Origin of the sequence: Cytophaga sp., from assembly GCF_051961495.1 — a bacterium.
Lineage (GTDB): Bacteria > Bacteroidota > Bacteroidia > Cytophagales > Cytophagaceae > Cytophaga.
Map to the genome: position 1 here is coordinate 1 of NZ_JBQCDF010000106.1, position 17,796 is coordinate 17,796.

Annotated in this window: 15 protein-coding genes; 10 read left to right on the forward strand and 5 right to left on the reverse strand. The window is 38.9% G+C overall.

What is annotated here, in order from left to right:
• Positions 1-357: pyridoxamine 5'-phosphate oxidase family protein (locus ACTHJT_RS04995; RefSeq protein ID WP_440236792.1), on the reverse strand; the 357-nt coding region annotated here is incomplete at its 3' end.
• A gap of 448 nt (positions 358-805) precedes the next feature.
• Between ACTHJT_RS04995 and ACTHJT_RS05000 the strand changes: the two genes are divergently transcribed.
• The 4 genes from ACTHJT_RS05000 (at position 806) to ACTHJT_RS05015 (ending at position 4,689) form a co-directional block, all read left to right on the forward strand.
• Positions 806-2,443: a hypothetical protein gene (locus tag ACTHJT_RS05000; protein WP_440236795.1), complete on the forward strand. Its 1,638-nt coding sequence runs from the start codon at positions 806-808 to the stop codon at positions 2,441-2,443.
• A 19-nt stretch (positions 2,444-2,462) separates the two neighbouring features.
• Positions 2,463-3,740, forward strand: a complete 1,278-nt coding sequence (locus ACTHJT_RS05005) for a DUF5723 family protein (protein WP_440236797.1) — start codon at positions 2,463-2,465, stop codon at positions 3,738-3,740.
• A gap of 79 nt (positions 3,741-3,819) precedes the next feature.
• Complete coding sequence (locus tag ACTHJT_RS05010; RefSeq protein WP_440236798.1) at positions 3,820-4,173, forward strand: phage holin family protein; 354 nt, start codon at positions 3,820-3,822, stop codon at positions 4,171-4,173.
• 33 nt (positions 4,174-4,206) lie between these two features.
• Entirely contained in the window at positions 4,207-4,689 is a 483-nt protein-coding gene (locus ACTHJT_RS05015) for a GyrI-like domain-containing protein (protein ID WP_440236799.1), read from the forward strand.
• A 148-nt stretch (positions 4,690-4,837) separates the two neighbouring features.
• On the opposite strand, the gene ACTHJT_RS05020 is transcribed toward ACTHJT_RS05015, so the two are convergent.
• From ACTHJT_RS05020 to ACTHJT_RS05035, 4 genes are all read right to left on the reverse strand, one after another.
• Positions 4,838-5,623 carry a hypothetical protein gene (locus ACTHJT_RS05020; RefSeq protein ID WP_440236800.1) on the reverse strand — a complete coding sequence of 262 codons (786 nt, stop codon included), beginning with the start codon at positions 5,621-5,623 and terminating at the stop codon, positions 4,838-4,840.
• A 310-nt stretch (positions 5,624-5,933) separates the two neighbouring features.
• The gene (locus ACTHJT_RS05025) at positions 5,934-6,857 is read right to left on the reverse strand and encodes a lysophospholipid acyltransferase family protein (protein WP_440236801.1); all 924 of its coding nucleotides are present in this window, start codon (positions 6,855-6,857) and stop codon (positions 5,934-5,936) included.
• Between the two features lie 25 nt (positions 6,858-6,882).
• Positions 6,883-7,263, reverse strand: coding sequence for a hypothetical protein (locus ACTHJT_RS05030; protein ID WP_440236803.1), 381 nt, complete (start codon positions 7,261-7,263; stop codon positions 6,883-6,885).
• A 136-nt stretch (positions 7,264-7,399) separates the two neighbouring features.
• Positions 7,400-8,755 carry a PhoH family protein gene (locus ACTHJT_RS05035; RefSeq protein ID WP_440236804.1) on the reverse strand — a complete coding sequence of 452 codons (1,356 nt, stop codon included), beginning with the start codon at positions 8,753-8,755 and terminating at the stop codon, positions 7,400-7,402.
• A 258-nt stretch (positions 8,756-9,013) separates the two neighbouring features.
• On the opposite strand from ACTHJT_RS05035, the gene ACTHJT_RS05040 reads away from it, so the two are divergent.
• The 6 genes from ACTHJT_RS05040 to ACTHJT_RS05065 all read left to right on the forward strand — a co-directional run.
• On the forward strand, positions 9,014-9,502 hold the full coding sequence (locus ACTHJT_RS05040; RefSeq protein WP_440236806.1) for a YajQ family cyclic di-GMP-binding protein: 489 nt from the start codon (positions 9,014-9,016) through the stop codon (positions 9,500-9,502).
• A gap of 78 nt (positions 9,503-9,580) precedes the next feature.
• The gene (locus tag ACTHJT_RS05045; RefSeq protein WP_440236807.1) at positions 9,581-10,561 is read left to right on the forward strand and encodes a polyprenyl synthetase family protein; all 981 of its coding nucleotides are present in this window, start codon (positions 9,581-9,583) and stop codon (positions 10,559-10,561) included.
• Between the two features lie 162 nt (positions 10,562-10,723).
• A complete protein-coding gene (locus tag ACTHJT_RS05050; RefSeq protein ID WP_440236808.1) occupies positions 10,724-11,749 on the forward strand; it encodes a cytochrome-c peroxidase in 1,026 nt (341 codons plus the stop codon).
• Positions 11,750-11,754: 5 nt separating this feature from the next.
• Positions 11,755-12,570 (forward strand): MbnP family protein, encoded by an 816-nt coding sequence (locus tag ACTHJT_RS05055; protein ID WP_440236810.1) that lies wholly within the window; start codon positions 11,755-11,757, stop codon positions 12,568-12,570.
• A 210-nt stretch (positions 12,571-12,780) separates the two neighbouring features.
• Positions 12,781-15,240: a glycoside hydrolase family 3 N-terminal domain-containing protein gene (locus ACTHJT_RS05060; RefSeq protein WP_440236811.1), complete on the forward strand. Its 2,460-nt coding sequence runs from the start codon at positions 12,781-12,783 to the stop codon at positions 15,238-15,240.
• A 221-nt stretch (positions 15,241-15,461) separates the two neighbouring features.
• Positions 15,462-17,796 (forward strand): outer membrane beta-barrel protein (locus tag ACTHJT_RS05065; RefSeq protein ID WP_440236813.1); only part of this gene is annotated, 2,335 nt, incomplete at its 3' end.

The window sequence follows — 17,796 nt, forward strand, 5'->3', positions numbered from 1 at the left end:
CCATGTTTTAAGAAATGGCGTCCATAATTCGTGGATTATTTTTTTATCCTGCGAGATCGAGGCATTACCGGAAAGGTGCATGAATTTTGAATGCTGGCTTTGCTGGAAGTATAATTGTACAAAATTGTTCTGTTCAATTTCTTTGTTCTGACGACTATCAGTGGCACTTAAAAACCATATATTTCCCTGTTCATCTACTTTCTGAACAGTCATGGGCCTAGCAGAACCTTTACTACCTTCGGAAGTATAAAAAAAGCACGTATGGTCTTTCGCTATCTCTTTTATTTTTTTTACAGAATCGGTATCAGATAAATCTTTATGATTCTGTTCTTTTTGGTTTTTGTCTATGCTGTTCATATGAATACGATTGAAAGTTGGTGTATTCAATTTGAATCATTTGAATAAAAAATGCTTTACATGAAAATAGGTTTAAGTTACATGATAATCCTGAATTCGCTGCTGATTCGATGGATAAAGGGGGAATTGATATAAAAAATAAAAAATCCACCTGGATATTGAAAATTCACAGGTGGATTTTGTTTTAACTGATATGAATGATTAGCAGTCGATATGCGGGCACTCGTGTTTTTTTCTATGCTTTTCCTGCTTTTTGATTCGTTTGTCGGTGGAAGACTTTTTAGGGTTTCCCGGAGTAGCAGTATTCCCCAAACAGCCGGAGGAAAGGATGCAGCCTAAAATCGATAGGACAATAAATTTTCTCATAATACTATAAATAATATGAATTATACAATTCAATATACAGAAAAAAATCTTAAATTGGAAGTACATTTTAACATTCTGAAATTTGAAACCTAGAGCCAAATATATTTTTTTAGATTTTGCGCTGCTAACTGTCTTTTTAATGGTTTTCACCGGGTGCTATAAAAAAGATTTTAGCGAGCTGAAATTAGCCAATGCTTCGCCGGAGTATTTATATCCGTTAATAGATGCTGAATTGTCACTGAAAGATATTATTGACCCATCTAAAAAGAAACTCAATATTCTGGAAGATGCGGATGGTTTTTACACATTCATTTATTACCAGGATCTGGTTGATCAATACATTACAGATCTGTTGAAAATTAAAGATATTAATCTGTCTCAATCAGTATCATTAACATCTACTGAAGTTTCCGGTTTACCGGTATCAAAAACCATTTCGCACAATTTTTCGAATTCATTTACGCTGGCTGCTTCCAATGGCGAGCAGCTGAAACATGTGCAAATCAAATCCGGATCCATACCTTTTAATGTATCATCAACATTCAAGCACAACGTTCAGTTAACAGTTACATTTCCATATATTAAAAAGAATAATCTGGCAGTAACAAAAACAGTATCTCTTAACTATACCGGTGGCTCTTCCGTCAATATTGTGGATTCAATAGATTTGTCCGGGTGCACCATTGATCTTTCTGAAAATGGTACAAAGACAAATACTATATCTTATGATGCGGTATTAAAAGTTACCTATATCAGCGGCAATTCAATTACCGCAGCACAAAAAATAACATTTTCAACAGGCATAAAAAATATAGCCTATTCGTATGCTGATGGTTATATAGGTAAATATTCAGTTACTATTCCGTATGATTCTGTAGCCATTGATATATTCAGTAATGCTTATGCAGGCAATGTTTTTTTTACGGATCCTAAGGTGCGGGCCATAATCGGAAATTCGATCGGTGCCGAGTCAACCGTTAAAATCAATCAACTGGTAAGTTCTTCCAATATCACCGGTACTACAGTTATAACAGGTTCCCAGATCAATACAAATATTCCGGTTCTTTATCCATCACAAGCTGAACTTGGACAAACAAAAACCACGACTATTCAGCTGGATAAAACCAACTCAAATGTGCAGACGGTTTTTAATCCTGCTCCGGATAAAATATTCTATCAGATGTCTGCAGTCTTAAATCCTGCAGGTGTCGCATCGAATTATGTTACAGATCAAAGCAAATTGAGTATCCGTGGGGAAGTTGAAATACCAATGGAAGGAAAAGTTACCAAATTTGTTTTGTTGGATACCATTCCGGATTTAACCTTTCCTTCAGGAGACATTACAGGGAACGGGAACGATGTTACCATCATCAGTGCTGCGTTCAATATCGGGATGGTGAACGGATTTCCGCTTAATTCAAATGTACAGTTGTATTTTATAGATGATCAAAACAGGGTCATCGACTCATTATTTTCAACACCGCACTTAATTCCGGCAGCTTCTGTAGATGGAAACGGAAAAGTAACAGCTCCCAATAGTGTAATCATTAAAGAAGTTTTTGATGAACAGCGTTACAAACGCGTTACTTCTGCTAAGAAGGGTGTATTGTATGCATTTTTTAATACGGCGATGAATGGAACCATTCCGGTTAAAATCTATTCTTCTTATAAAATTAAATCTAACATTAGTATAGACGTTAAAGCCAATGTTAGTTTTTAAGAAAAAAACAGTACTTATAGTGTACTTGCTTATAGCCATGCTGCCAGCCTCTGTACTGGCACAGCAGGAAACCACACTTCCATATCTTACCTGGGTTCCCCAGGCTGGTTATACGGACCTGACTGCACAGACTGAGCATTATAAAAAGAGTTTCTCAGTACCGGTCATAGGCTCTTTTCAGGTATATTATTTTAATTCAGCCTTCAATTATCATGCGCTGGTAAAAGGGAATATTGCAGATCCTAATCTGGTGATTCCGAAATTGCATAAACTCAATCAGGTATATGCCGGTGGTAGTTATGATATTTTCAGCATGCGTTTCCGGAAAGAAAAAAACTTCTATCACTTCAGTGTCCGGGATGTATGGACACAGCGGGTCACTTATACCAGTGACCTCGCGAATCTGCTCTGGAATGGAAACGCTGCGTATGCCGGGAAAACAGCAGACTTAAGTAATACACGCTTTTCAGGAAATTATTACCGCGAAGTGGCCATGGCAGCTTCAACTTCATTAACAGAAAAGTTGATTGTAGGTGTGAGAGGCAAGGTATTGATGGGCCTTGCGAATGTTACTACTACAGATTCTGAAACGAGTTTGTATACAGATCCGAATGGATTGTCTATTTCAGGTCATTCCCAATTCACCTTGCTTACATCCGGCATGATCAATGAAGATAAGCTGAATGCTAAAAATATATTTGGTTTTGGTAACCTTGGATTGGCGGCAGATATAGGAGCACGTTATAAATTAAGTGAAAAAGTTTCCTTAGCCTGCAATGTAAATAATATTGGTTTTATCCATTGGAAGAGAAGTGTTAAAAATTACCGTGTAAATGGAGATTATACCTCAACGGGTTATTTGATGCGGGATAGTGCGGATATTGCTGATGCTGACTGGCAAAATGTAATAGATACGCTTAAAGCAGTATTTAAACCTAAAGAAGATTCCAAGGCGTATAATTCCTGGCTGGCACCAACCATTTATCTAAGCGGAAATTATTTGCTACGGGAAACAACTACTTTATATGCCTCGCTGGCAGCAGACATCTATCATGGACTCAGACCAACGTTTACATTAGGAGCCGTACAAACGTTTAATAATACGTTCCAGGTGGCATTGAATTACTCGGTTATGCCGAATAATTTATTTAATCTCGGCGGGGGCTTTGTCGTGCGCGGAGGTCCTGTTCAATATTACTTATCCTGCGATAATCTGCCAGCTTTATTTGATCCCTACGCTGTTAAATATTTTAATGCACGCATGGGATTGAATTTTACTTTCGGCAAACCAGAATAACTTTATTTTCCCTGATTGAATAAAAGTTTATGTTGGTACACATAAACTTTTGTACTTTTGAATGCTATTAAAAGACGCTATGTTATATACACTTTTGAAAATCGCCTTTAATGTTGCTGTTGTATTGGGCTGTACCTATTTATTTTGGTTTGTTGAAGTTGATGATGTGCGTGCTGCCATATTATTTGTTGCTGTGATCGGTTTGCTGAATATTTTTATAAAACCATTGCTTACAGTACTCACCATTCCCATAACCGTTTTTACGCTGGGTTTCTTTTTACTGATCATCAATACATTTATGGTAATGCTGGCAGACTACATGATTACAGGCTTTAACATTGATTCATTCTGGCATTCCTTTTTATTCAGTTTGGTATTTTCATTATCAAATTCGGTGTTTGAATCTTTTTTTACCAAAAAAAGAGAAGCTTAAACGTTTTTTTTATCCGCTTTTATATCATTGAATATGCAATCCAGAATTGAAGTTTTAATTGAAAAGAAACTCATTGGTAAATCTCTTGCAATGAGTTTTTTAGCTAATACAACCGAAGTATTGTGGAGAGAATTCATGCCAAGGAGGGAAGAGATTCATAATCGGATCGGTACTGCTTTTTATTCTGTGCAGTTGTATAGCGCAGACTTTTTTACAGATTTCAATCCTGCCGCAACGTTTACGAAGTGGGCGGCTGTTGAAGTTGCAGATTATAATATTGTTCCGGCCGGGATGGAATGCCTGACAATAGATGGTGGATTATACGCTGTCTTTGAATACAAAGGAGATGCTCGTAATGCGGCAGAGATCTATCAGTATATATTTAATACCTGGCTGCCACAATCCGGTTATGTATTAGATACAAGACACCATTTCGAAGTTTTGGGAGATAAGTATAAAAAAAATGATCCTGATTCAGAAGAAGAAATCTGGATACCGATCATGCATAATGATTAAGCTATTATATAGATTGACATGCAACAAACTATTGATGCCATCGTTTTAAACGATGGCATCAATAGTTTGTAGGAGTAACATGATAAATTAAAAAGGGTTTATTATTTTATTATAATAAACCCTTTTTAAGAAAATAAACATTTATAAATTATTTGCAATCATATGTAAAATGAATATCGTTCTGTGTTACACCTGAATTAACAACTTTATAACGTGTTACATAACCCTGAGAGTTGAATTCATAGACATATGTGACAGTTGTAGAACCTATTGTTGCTGATGTAGGTAACTGATCGCTGGTCTCTCCATATAAACCCAGTACAGGAGAGTAGTTCTGACCCGGAGCAAGGAACTGAGTCTTTGCATCATCTGAACCATAAGAATAAACAGTTGTTTCAAGATCTCCACCATTGATTTTTTCTTCTGATTTCGTAAGATTATTTCCTGAATAAGTATACCAAGTTGTATCATACGTTGAAGAGCTAATGCCAACAATGGTTGTGGTATTTTTAGTTACCTGTCTGGTGTTGTGTTTATTGGCATCATAGGAATACCAGGTTGTATCAGCATTGTCTGTATCGCCGTCTTCAATGTATACTGAATAGCCAGCATTGTTATTTGAATTTAAATAATAATCAGTTTGTGAAGTCTGGTTACCATTTTCGTCATATTCTTTTTCAGTAATTTTATGTGCAGCATATGAATATAGTGTGTAACCCTGTGAGTTACTTGATTTGTTGAATGTTTGTTCTTTTGTTACACGTCCTTCTGAATCATAAGTCAGTTGGGTTGAATCAGCGTTGGTAGTAGCATAGTCTACTTTACAGGCCTGCATTGAAGGACTAAGTGCATCGTCTTTATCTTTTTTGCAGGAAGTCAGTGCTGAAGTAAAGCCAATTAATAGTAACGCTGGAAGTAAGAATTGTTTTTTCATTGTGTTAGTTGTTTAGTTAATTATTCTAACACAAATCTAGATGCTCATGCTGCGCAAAGTTTTACATCTAAAAATATTTTAGTTGCAGAATTTTTATTGGTATGGGAACCTAATAAAAATTTTCATGCAGCAAGACTGAGAAAAATATCCCGCTATAATTACATTTTAATTTTTAATATATCTGTATACCATTTCTGTGTTGGATAGTTTGTCAGATGCTGTAAATAAAGGGAAGCAGGAGAAAGGTGGGGATAATTAAATAAATAAATGCCCATTTGTATTTTCCTAATTCAAATGGGCATTGTTTGTTTTATACGATTTCTTCGCCTGGTTTTGTTTTAAAACGATCATGCATCCAGACCCATTGTGAAGGATCTTTTCGTATGAATGCATCGACTGCCTGATTCATACGGAGCGTATTGTCGTACAAATCTTTTTCCATGTCTCCTGAATTTGTTACTTCAAGAGCTGGCATACACGTAATGGTTTGGTTGTCGTGTTCGTCCATTTGCACAATAACCGGTACAATATCTGCGCCTGATTTCAATGCAATCATAGTTGCGCCAACCGGTGTAGCCGCAGGTATTCCCATGAACTCTACAAAGCGGCTCTTCACTTTTGTATCCTGGTCAATCAGAATGATCATCACACGGCCTTCTTTTAAGCTGCGCATCAGCTGTAAAGTATTTTCGCCGCGGTGTACATATTTACTGCCGCCTTTGGAACGTGAACGTACAATCAGATCATCCAGGCGCGGATCTTTTAGTTTCGTGCCAACCATGATGGATTTATAATTCAAGCCAATGAATGTACCTAGGATTTCAAATGCACCGATATGTGCCGTAAGTAATACAACACCTTTACCTTTGGCATAAGCAGCATCTAAATTTTCTTTGCCGATGATACGAACCTGTTTATAAAACTGATCTAAGTTTTCCATTGGAAAAACCCGCATAACGGTTGCCAGGTTTTTACCTAAGTTCATGAACATTTTTTTTGTGATGGCCTTTATTTCTGCTTCCGTTTTTTCTTTGCCAAAAACAATCGTCAGGTTTTTAATTGCTCTTCTTCTTGGCTCTCCTGCAAAATAGTAAGCAAGTCTGCCTATACCTCCATAAACAAAATACACAACCGGGCGCGGAAGTTTTTCTGTTACGAAAATCAGCGTTTTAACAAGCCAATAAAGAAGGGTATATTTTAATCTTTTTAAGAAAGGACGGTTATCTACTTCCATGGGATTATATTTGTATTAGAAGATGTTATTGAGTTAGAGTGAAGACACGCATTTCACCATTTCTTTTAAGAATAAAATCAAAGGTGCCTGTTTTTTTTATTAATGTATCATTGATGCGGGACTCTTCAAATAGTTTTTCCCATGGCCTGATATTTATACAGGTATCTTGAGATATCTGAGGAGCAGTTCTAAGGGTTAATAAAAATTCTCTTTTTGCAATTTTATGTTGTTTATTAATGACTGTTCCGGTTATTTCCCACTTTTTAGTTTGTTCCAGCCATTGATTATTTTTTTTATTTGTAAAGATCCAGAAGATTAAGCCAACGAAAATAACACTTCCAACTCCCAGAATACCTACGATTAATGAATCTTTGGATGAGAGCTTGGCTTTTTCAAATGATGGCATGGTGGCTTTTAACAGAATCTTTTTGCATAATTACTAAAAAATGGCACGCTTTTCAAATGTATTCTGATTCAGAATGTTACATGCATAAAAAAGCCCCGATAACTATCGGGGCTTCGTTTGAATGAAATCGTAAATATTATAACAGTTCATTGGCAAGATTCGCCAGCTCAGAACGTTCACCTTTTTCAAGGGTTATGTGCGCATACAGGTCCTGATTTTTCAGGCGGTCGATCAGATAGGAGAGACCGTTCGATTCTGAATCCAGGTAAGGCGTATCAATCTGGAAGATATCACCCGTAAAGATGATCTTACAGTTTTCACCCGCTCTTGAGATAATGGTTTTCACTTCATGCGGTGTCAGGTTCTGCGCTTCATCCACAATGAATACAATGTTTGATAAGCTTCTACCTCTGATGTATGCCAGCGGTGTAATCACCAGTTTTTCTTTGTTCACCATGTCTGTGATGCGCTGATAGTCCTGATCCGTTTCGTTGAACTGATTCTGAATGAACTTCAGGTTATCAAACAAGGGCTCCATGTATGGATTCAGCTTGGACTTGATATCGCCCGGCAAATAACCGATGTCTTTATTGCTCAGCGGTACAATCGGACGGGCAAGGTAGATTTGCTTAAAATCTTTACGTTGTTCCAGGGTTGCCGCGAGTGCGATCAGTGTTTTACCTGTACCAGCTACCCCTTGTATAGAAACGAGTTTGATGTGCGGATCCAGGATCGCATGAATTGCAAAGGCCTGTTCGGCATTACGTGGCTTGATCCCATATACCGGACTTTTCTCTACATGGTCCAGGCGTTTGTCTATCGGATTGTAGCAAGCCAGAGCAGAACTTTTTACACTTTTCAGAATGTAGTAATGGTTGTTAAACAGCTGATCAGCCGGAACAGCCTCTGCAGAACAGTAGCCTTTCTCGTACAATTCGTTGATCAGGTAAGCATCTACATTTTCAATATAGGTATGGCCCGTATAAAGCAAATCAATGTCTTTTACTTTACCGGTCGTATAATCTTCGGACGGGATATTCAGGGATTTTGCTTTCAGGCGCAGGTTAATATCCTTACTTACCAGAATAACCTTTTTATCCATATTCTCTGCCTGCATGGCAATAGCTGCATTTAATATTTTATGGTCGTTTTTGCGGTCATCAAATATTCTTTCTGCATCCATGTCTTTCGTTCCATGGGTATTCATTACCACTTTCAGATTCCCTTTGGCGTGGCCGGTCAAAGGAATCCAATCCTGTAAGGAATGATTATTGGAAGCTAATTCATCCAGAAAGCGAATGAATTCACGGGCTTCAAAGTTTTTGATGTCATTTCCCTTTTTAAAATTATCCAGTTCTTCTAAAACTGTAATGGGAATGGCTAAATCATTTTCTTCGAAATTCTTAACCGCATTGTGATCGTAGATAATCACCGATGTGTCCAACACGAAGATCTTCTTCTGTGTGTCTTTGCTCTTTTTCTCCTTAGCCATAAAATCAAAAACGTTTGAACGATACGAAATCGTTGTTGTGTTTGTAAACTGTTAAAATTAAATAAAAGAACTATCTGTATTTGCTTTGAATATACATGTTCCGTTGAGATTATGGATAGAGAATTACATGATTTTATCGGCTTGTTAATAAGTTTTCTAACGTGGATGCGATATCAAAGTTTTAAGATTTGTTAACAAATTTCAAATGCCTAACTTCGTTGCAGGAATATAGTCTGAGAACGAACAAAATAGAAAATTATGCCGTCTTTTGATATTGTTAGTAAAGTTGATCCGCAAACCCTTGATAATGCATTGAATGTAGCAAGGAAAGAGATCACCACCCGTTATGATTTCAGAGATTCAAAGACCGAAATCGAATTGGATAAAAAGGCTTCTGTCATTAAAGTGACAACTGAAAACAGTATGCGCATGAATGCTATTGTTGACATCATTATTACCCGCATGGCGAAACAGGGAATTGATGCCAAAGCGCTTGATATGTCCAAGACTGAATATGCTTCAGGGCCTATGATCAAGAGGGAATTGCCTGTTAAAAACGGTATTGATAAGGAAAGCTGTAAGAAGATTATTAAGCTGATCAAAGATTCAAATACGAAAGTAACTCCGGCACAGATGGATGACCTGATCCGCGTAACGGGTAAAAAGATTGACGACTTGCAGGAGATCATTGCGCTTTTGCGTTCCAAAGACGTGGGCGTGGCGTTACAATTTATTAATATGAAATAAGTCCGTAGGTAAGAAGCAGGACTGAAATTGCGCTCTATTTATAAATTAGGTATATTACAGATATATTAGTTTTTTCTCATGTCGGAGCTCCGGTTAGATGATATAAAAGATGTTGTAAAAGACGACATGAAAAACTTCGAAAAGAAGTTTCGTGATTCGATGAAATCCAAAGTAATGCTTTTGGATAAAATCATGTCTTATATTGTTAAGCGTAACGGGAAACAAATGCGTCCGATGTTTGTTTTCCTTTCCGCCCATCTTGCCGGAGAAGTAAACGATTCCACCCAACGCGGCGCTGCCCTGATCGAGCTGCTGCACACGGCCACCCTCGTACACGACGATGTTGTGGATGACTCGGATTACCGCCGGGGTATGTTTTCCATCAATGCGCTCTGGAAGAATAAAATTGCCGTATTGGTTGGTGATTACCTGCTTTCAAAAGGTTTGTTGTTATCCATTAACCATGGCGATTTCCATTTGCTGAAAATTGTATCGAATGCGGTTCGCGAAATGAGCGAAGGGGAATTGCTGCAGATTGAGAAAGCCCGCAACCTGAATATTACCGAAGAAATTTATTTTGAGATCATCCGCCAGAAGACAGCGTCGCTGATCGCTTCCTGCTGTGCTGTAGGAGTAGCCTCAACAGGTGCTGATGAAACCATCGTAGAACGCGCCAGGATGTTCGGTGAAAAAATCGGTATGGCTTTCCAGGTAAAAGATGATCTGTTTGATTACGAGACGTCTGAAATGATTGGCAAGCCGGTTGGTATTGATATCAAGGAACGCAAAATGACACTCCCATTGATTTATGCGCTGAACAAGGCAAGCTGGCTGGAGAAGAAGCGTATTATGTTCATCATCAAGAACCAGACACACAAATCAGCTAAGGTAAGAGAGGTACTGCAGTTTGTACGCGAGTCGGGCGGCATTGAATATACACACACTGTTATGGAAAAACTCCGCGAGGAAGCGTACGGATTTTTAAATGAGTTTAAGGATTCGGATTATAAAACGGCTTTGCGCAACCTCGTTGATTATACTATTTCCCGTAAGCACTAGGCGGCCAGGAATAAATTCCAAAATACAAAGAACAAATTCCAAATAGATATTAGATTATTTTCTGGTTTGAATGACATAAACAAGGATTGTTTAAATTCATACTTCTCAGCATATTCTTATCGTTCAGCACTTTTTCGTATCTTCACTGGCCGTTTTAGATACATGAAACCTACCATCCGACTTGTCTTAATTTTTACCAGTATACTATTTTGCTGTTCGGCAGTATATAAAATAGTAGAAAAGCCTTATGAATTAGCCGTGCCGGAAGGTTTTCCCCAACCGCATATTCCCGAAGACAACCAGCTGACAGCAGACCGGATTGCCTTAGGCAAGAAATTGTTTTACGATACTATTCTTTCTGCTGATAAAACTTTATCGTGTGCTTCCTGTCATGCGCAGACGCTGGCTTTCAGCGATGGTAAAAAGTTGAGCATGGGTTTTCATAACGCAACGTCCGATCGCAATTCCATGCCCTTGATCAACCTGGCCTGGTCAAATACATTCTTCTGGGACGGAGGCGTAGCAAGCCTGGAACTACAGGTGTTGAAGCCTCTTACCAGTGCCAATGAAATGAACTTGTCGGTGCAGGAAGCCGTTGCACGACTGAATGCCGACAAGACGTATAAAAAACTTTTTAAAAAAGCTTACGGTACCGATCCAGATGCTGCCAGCCTTTTTAAGGCGCTTGCCGGTTTTGAGCGAACCTTGATCAGTGGCAATACAAAGTTCGACGCTTATTTTTATCGCAAGGATCCCACAGTCTTTAATGAATCAGAACTGCGCGGGTACAAATTATTCTTTAACGGCGAGAAAGTACACTGCGGCTCCTGTCATTCGGGAATTAACCTAACAAATAATACCTTTCAGAATAACGGCTTGTATATGGAGTATTCAGACCAGGGCCGGTACAAAATTACCGGCAAGGAAAGCGATAAGGGGAAATTTAAAGTTCCTACTTTGCGGAACATTGCCTTAACTTCTCCCTACATGCACGATGGCAGTCTGAATACGCTCGAAGAAGTCATCGATCATTACAATACGGGTGGTGTTGCGCATCCAAACAAATCAGAACATGTTCATATTCATAAAGGAATGAAGCTAGCGGCCCAGGATAAAAAGGATCTGGTTAATTTTCTGCATACCCTTACCGATATTGAATTCATTACCAATCCGGCATTTCATCCATAAGTATAATGAAACATATTTTAGTAGTAACCGGTTGTCTGTTGCTTTTGTGTTCCTGTGCGAATCAAAAGACGAAGAGTCATGCAACTGTTTCAACCGGCAAAGTCGAGTTTATATGTGTGCCAATGGTGGGTGATAAACCTTTTTATTTCGACAGTATCTATAAGACACCGGCAGGAGAGACGTATGCAGTTAATAACCTGAAATTCTTTCTTTCGGATATAGCATTTTCAAGGTCAGATATTTCTGAAAGGCCTGCGCAGTCTGCAACAGCGGCATATGGTGTTTACCTTGCCGATTTTACGGAAACAACAGGAGATACTATGGCTGGAAAGCTTCGGTATAAGGCAGGTTTTGACATGCAAACGGGTGCTTATTCAGACATTCGCTTTAACATAGGTATACCACGTTTTCACAACCACGGCGATCCTACACAGGCGCCGTCTCCGCTGAATATCGGAAATACCGATATGTTCTGGGAATGGAATTCAGGGTATATCTTCTTTTTACTGGAAGGGAAGAGCGATTACGCCGAAGACAGCATTATACACATTGCTGTAGGCGGCGATTCCCGCATCATGCCGGTGAGTTTTGGCGACCTGTTCAATGCTGTTCCACTGGTTCGTGTGCAGGAAAATGCCATTACACGCATTTATTTTAAATTGGATCTGAATAGCATTTTTATCAATGCAGACGGGAGTTTGTATTCCTTTAAATCCGGAGAAGCTGCCGTTGTGCATGGGGGTTATTATGCAGACCGGATGCGGCTGAATATTCTGCAGTCGGTTGAATTTATATCAACAGAAAATATTCCTGTAAAATAGCGTCTTATCCGGCTTTCTGCAGAATTTCCGAACCATTGGGCTTTTTGAAACAATTTTTCCACGAAGCCTGTAAACAATGCGCTTTCCATCCCTTTCTTCTTGGCAAAACCTTAAAAAAGTTGTATTATTGAAGGATATTCCGTTCATAAACCAATATGGAACTGAGTACAGTAATGCATTTTAATATTTTACTATTTTAACACATAAACGATGAAAAAAACAATTTATCTTTTTGGTGTTCTTGTTTCTCTTTGGGCTTTTACTGCTTGTAACAAAGGCGATAAAAAAGCTGACACTGGAACTGCTGCAGTTTCAGATAAAGACAAAGAGATTGATGCCAAAGTTGAGGCCCTTCTTGCTAAGATGACTCTTGAAGAGAAAGCAGGGCAAATGACTCAGGTGAACCTGAACAAAGTTTTGTACACTGGTAACGGTGGTGGTTATGACAACAACTATGGTATCATTGATCCGGCTTTATTGGATACTGCAGTTGTAAGATACAAAGTAGGTTCAATTTTAAATGCAATCAATCGTGCTTACTCTCAGGATCAGTGGATTTCTATCATCACACAGATTCAGGACAGAGCAGCTACCACTCCAAACAAAATTCCGGTATTGTATGGTATTGATGCGATCCACGGAGTTACTTTCACCTTGAACTCAACTTTATTCCCGCACAACATTGGCTCAGCAGCTTCATGGAACCCTGCGGTATCAGCTTCATGTGCTGAAGTAACTGCATTGGAAGCCAGAGCTTGTGGTCTGCGATGGAACTTTGATCCGGTTCTGGATCTTGGTCGCAATCCATTATGGCCTCGTTTCCCTGAAACATTCGGAGAAGATCCATTGTTGGGCGAGCGCATGGGTATCTCTGCTATCAAAGCATACGAAGGTGCTGGTTTGGATAAAACAAACGCGGTTGCTTCCTGTATGAAACACTTCATCGGTTACTCAGCTTCAAGATCAGGTCGTGACAGAACTCCTTCTTTCATTCCTGAAATCGAATTGAGAGAATACTACCTGCCTCAGTTCCAGGCGGCAGTTAAAGCCGGTGCTTCTACCATCATGATCAACTCCGGTGAAATCAATGGTGTACCGGTGCATGCAAGCAAGTATTTATTAACAAACGTATTGCGTGATGAATTAGGCTTTAAAGGTGTTGTAGTTACAGACTGGGAAGACATCAACCGTTTACATGAGCGTCACAATATCTGTTCTTCAATCAAAGAAGCTGTTAAAGTTTCTATTGAAGCTGGTGTTGACATGAGCATGACTCCACACGATTATAAATTCACGAAAGCTGTTATTGAACTTGTAAACGAAGGTTCATTATCTATCGAACGTGTAAATGAATCGGTAAGAAGAATTTTACGTTTGAAATTCGCTGTTGGATTATTTGAAAATCCTGTAGTTGAAAAAGCTGCGCTTCAGAACTTTGGTAAGCCTGAATATGCTGCTAAGGCACTTGATGCCGCAAGACAAACAATTACATTATTGAAAAACGACAACAACACTCTTCCGTTAAAGAAAACACTGAAAATTGTTGTTGCTGGTCCGAACGCAAACAACGTTCCTTCATTACATGGTTGCTGGTCATATACATGGCAAGGTGCTGATGCTACTGCTACATTGAACAAAGCAGGTGATAAGCCATTCATTCCTGGTTTTGATTTCGCTAAAGACAGCGTTTTACCTTTATTCCCTGCATCTACTTTATCTATCAAACAAGCATTAGAAGCTAAGATTGGTGCTGCTAAAGTTGTTTGTCAATCTGTATCAGACTACGAAGATCCTAAAAACTATTCATTACCATCTGTTGCAGGTGCTGATGCAATCGTTCTTTGCTTAGGTGAAAATTCTTATGCAGAATCTCCGGGTTCCATCAGAGATTTAACATTGGATGCACGCCAGATCGCTTTGGCACAGGCTGCTATTAAAACAGGTAAACCGGTTATCCTGGTACTTGTTGAAGGCAGACCTCGCGTTATTTCATCTTTTGTTGATGGCGTTCCTGCTGTAATCGATGCTTACTGGCCAGCAAGCCAGGGTGCAAATGCAATTGCTGATGTATTGTTCGGTGATTACAATCCGGGTGGTAAACTTCCATTCTCTTATCCAAGACATACAGGTGATTTCGTAATGTACGATCACAAATGGACAGAAGAAAATATAGAAGGTACACCAGGTAATTTTTCAGATGCTGGTTACCAGCCGCAGTGGCCATTCGGTCATGGTTTGAGCTATACTACATTTGAATATTCGAACTTTACTGTAAGCGCAGATACATTGGTTGGCGATGCTAAACTAAAAGTTTCTGTAACGGTGAAAAACACAGGTGCTGTAGATGGTGACGAAGTTGTTCAGTTGTACTCTCGTGATGTGTTTGCTTCTGTTGTGCCAAGCTTGAAACGTTTAAGAGCGTTTGAACGTGTATCAATCAAAGCAGGTGAATCTAAAACTGTAACATTTGAAATCAGTAAAGACGACTTATCATTCGTTAAAGAAGACCAGGCTGCGCATACGTTTACACGTGTGACAGAAGATGGTGAATTTAAATTGATGATCGGCGGTTCTTCTAACTTCGAATTAGAAGCTCCTGAATTCCCATGGACAAGCTTCCTTTACAGAACATATAAAGGTGCTAAGTCTGTTTACTACAAAGCGAAGTAATCTTAATAGATACTTAATAAAATAAAAAAGGTCTCCTGTGAAAGCGGGAGACCTTTTTTTGTCATATAAATGAAGTTGAAATGAATTTTCCGGGTGGTGCATTTTTCCCGTTCATCGCAAAATACCGTCCGAACATCTATTTTACTTTTTATTCTCCCTAAAATAATGGAAATAGTACTGTTCATACATTGACTACCCATGTAGTCATTCAAAACTGTACTATGAAAATCCTCTTATTTATAAGTAGCCTTTTATGTTCTTTTATTACTTACGGCCAGCAACAGGTAACGGGAAAAGTTGTGGATGCCGGTACCGGCGAGCTCATGGCTGGCACAGTAGTTATATTATTTGATAAGACTGATACGACAAAAATAAAATCAGCACTTACAGAAGAAGATGGTTTGTTTGTAGTTGATCATGTTACAAACGGAACGTATATTTTCAGAACCCTTTTGATCGGGTATAAACCTACTCAATTTGAGATCATGGTTTCAAATACTGATAAAGACCTGGGTACTGTTAAAATTTATGAAGACACACTTATACAGGAAGTGGTCATTACGGAAAGAATTACCCGTGTTGAACAGAAAGGCGATACTACCAATATCAATGCAGCAGCTTATGTAACCAATCCCGATGCAACGGCTGAAGACCTGGTTTCTAAAATGCCAGGCATTACGGTGCAGAATGGTGCTGTTAAAGTAAATGGGGAAACCGTGCAAAAAGTGACGGTAGATGGGGAAGAATTTTTTGGAAATGATGCCTTGCTGGTTTTACGTAGTCTGCCGGCAGAGGTAGTGAATAAGGTACAGATCTTTGACAGACAAAGCGACCAGGCACAGTTCACGGGCTTTGATGATGGCAATGCCCAAAAGTCGATCAACATTGTTACCAAACCTGAAAAAAATAACGGACAGTTTGGAAAGATCTATGGTGGCTACGGTACGAATGATCGGTATACCGCAGGCATGAATATAAATTCCTTCAAAGGCAAGCAGCGTGTTTCCCTGATTGGTATCAGCAACAACATCAACGTACAAAATTTTTCTACGCAGGATCTTACCAATATGGGCATGACTTCAGGCAGAGGTGGCCCGGGAGGCGGCGGGAACAGCAGCGGTACCGGCGGTGGCCCCCAGTATGGACCGGGCAATAGCGCCAATAACTTTCTGGTTGGTCAGCAAAGCGGGATTACGACAACCAATTCCATCGGATTGAATTATTCGGATGTATGGTCTCCTAAACTGAAAGTATCGGCAAACTATTTCTTTAACAATACAACCAACACCAACAACAGTGTTATAAACAGACAGTATTTCTTAAACGATTCTTCCAGTACTGTTTATTCTGAAAACAATAATAGTACTACAAAAAATTATAACCACCGTTTCTCCGGGCGTTTCGAGTACAATCCGGACTCTACCAAATCTTTCCTTTATATACCGAATTTCAGTTTCCAAAAAAGAAATGCCTATCAGAATTTATTGGGTGTAAACAGATACCGCGATTCATTATTGAGCACAACTGCAAACAATAATGATAACCTGAGTAACAACTATTCTATTTCAAATAACCTGATCTATCGCCAGAAGTTGAAAAAACAAGGCCGCACATTCTCTGTAAACCTGGGCTCTACAATCAATGTGAATGATGTAAATACGGTACTGTATTCAAATAATATTTATACCAGTGATATCACCAATACAAAACTGGTGGATCAGCAGGGGATCAACAATACCAATTCTTATACTTACAGGGCATCTGTGATGTATACCGAACCTTTATCCAAAACAAGTACACTGATGTTTAACTACAGCCCTTCTTATGCAAAGAACGATGCAAACAAACGTGTATCCAATTATAACCCGAATACGGGTGAATATGATTCGACAGCAGTATATGTATCCAATCAGTTAAACAGTTATACGCTGACTCAGAAAGGCGGATTGGGATACCGTTACAACAAAGGGAAAATAAATATGATGCTGGGAGCAGACGCACAACAGGTAAAGCTTTCAAGCACGCAGATATATCCTGGTACAAGTGAAATAGAAAAATATTTCACGAATGTGTTGCCTTCTGCCATGATGAGGATAAAATTCAGTGACAGCAGTAATGTCCGCATCCGTTATCGTGCCAGTACATCCATTCCTGGCGTGAACCAATTGCAGAATGTGATTGATAATTCCAACACATTATTATTGTCTACCGGCAACCAGAATCTGAAACAGGAATATACCAATTCGCTTATGATGAATTATGGGTTAACCAGTGCTAAAAAGGCAACCAATTCCATGATTTTTTTAGGTGTCAGCCAAACAAGTAATTACATTGCCAGTTCAAGCTTTATTGCTACCAATGATACGGTGATAGATAATGGTGTTACCATCAATAAAGGTTCACAACTCAAGCGGCCGGTAAACCTGAATGGTTATTGGAATGTAAGCAGTTTTTATACCTATGGGTTTCCGGTATCAAAACTAAAGAGTAATCTGAATGTGAATGCAGGTATTACTTATATACGCACGCCAGGTTCGATCAACTTTGTAACCAATA

Bases quoted from the DNA above. Each gene is read 5' to 3' on its own strand.
- ACTHJT_RS05010 (WP_440236798.1), top strand. From the start codon at position 3,820: ATGTTATATACACTTTTGAAAATCGCCTTTAATGTTGCTGTTGTATTG.
- ACTHJT_RS05015 (WP_440236799.1), top strand. From the start codon at position 4,207: ATGCAATCCAGAATTGAAGTTTTAATTGAAAAGAAACTCATTGGTAAA.
- ACTHJT_RS05020 (WP_440236800.1), bottom strand. From the start codon at position 5,623: ATGAAAAAACAATTCTTACTTCCAGCGTTACTATTAATTGGCTTTACT.
- ACTHJT_RS05025 (WP_440236801.1), bottom strand. From the start codon at position 6,857: ATGGAAGTAGATAACCGTCCTTTCTTAAAAAGATTAAAATATACCCTT.
- ACTHJT_RS05030 (WP_440236803.1), bottom strand. From the start codon at position 7,263: ATGCCATCATTTGAAAAAGCCAAGCTCTCATCCAAAGATTCATTAATC.
- ACTHJT_RS05035 (WP_440236804.1), bottom strand. From the start codon at position 8,755: ATGGCTAAGGAGAAAAAGAGCAAAGACACACAGAAGAAGATCTTCGTG.
- ACTHJT_RS05040 (WP_440236806.1), top strand. From the start codon at position 9,014: ATGCCGTCTTTTGATATTGTTAGTAAAGTTGATCCGCAAACCCTTGAT.
- ACTHJT_RS05045 (WP_440236807.1), top strand. From the start codon at position 9,581: ATGTCGGAGCTCCGGTTAGATGATATAAAAGATGTTGTAAAAGACGAC.
- ACTHJT_RS05050 (WP_440236808.1), top strand. From the start codon at position 10,724: ATGAAACCTACCATCCGACTTGTCTTAATTTTTACCAGTATACTATTT.
- ACTHJT_RS05055 (WP_440236810.1), top strand. From the start codon at position 11,755: ATGAAACATATTTTAGTAGTAACCGGTTGTCTGTTGCTTTTGTGTTCC.
- ACTHJT_RS05060 (WP_440236811.1), top strand. From the start codon at position 12,781: ATGAAAAAAACAATTTATCTTTTTGGTGTTCTTGTTTCTCTTTGGGCT.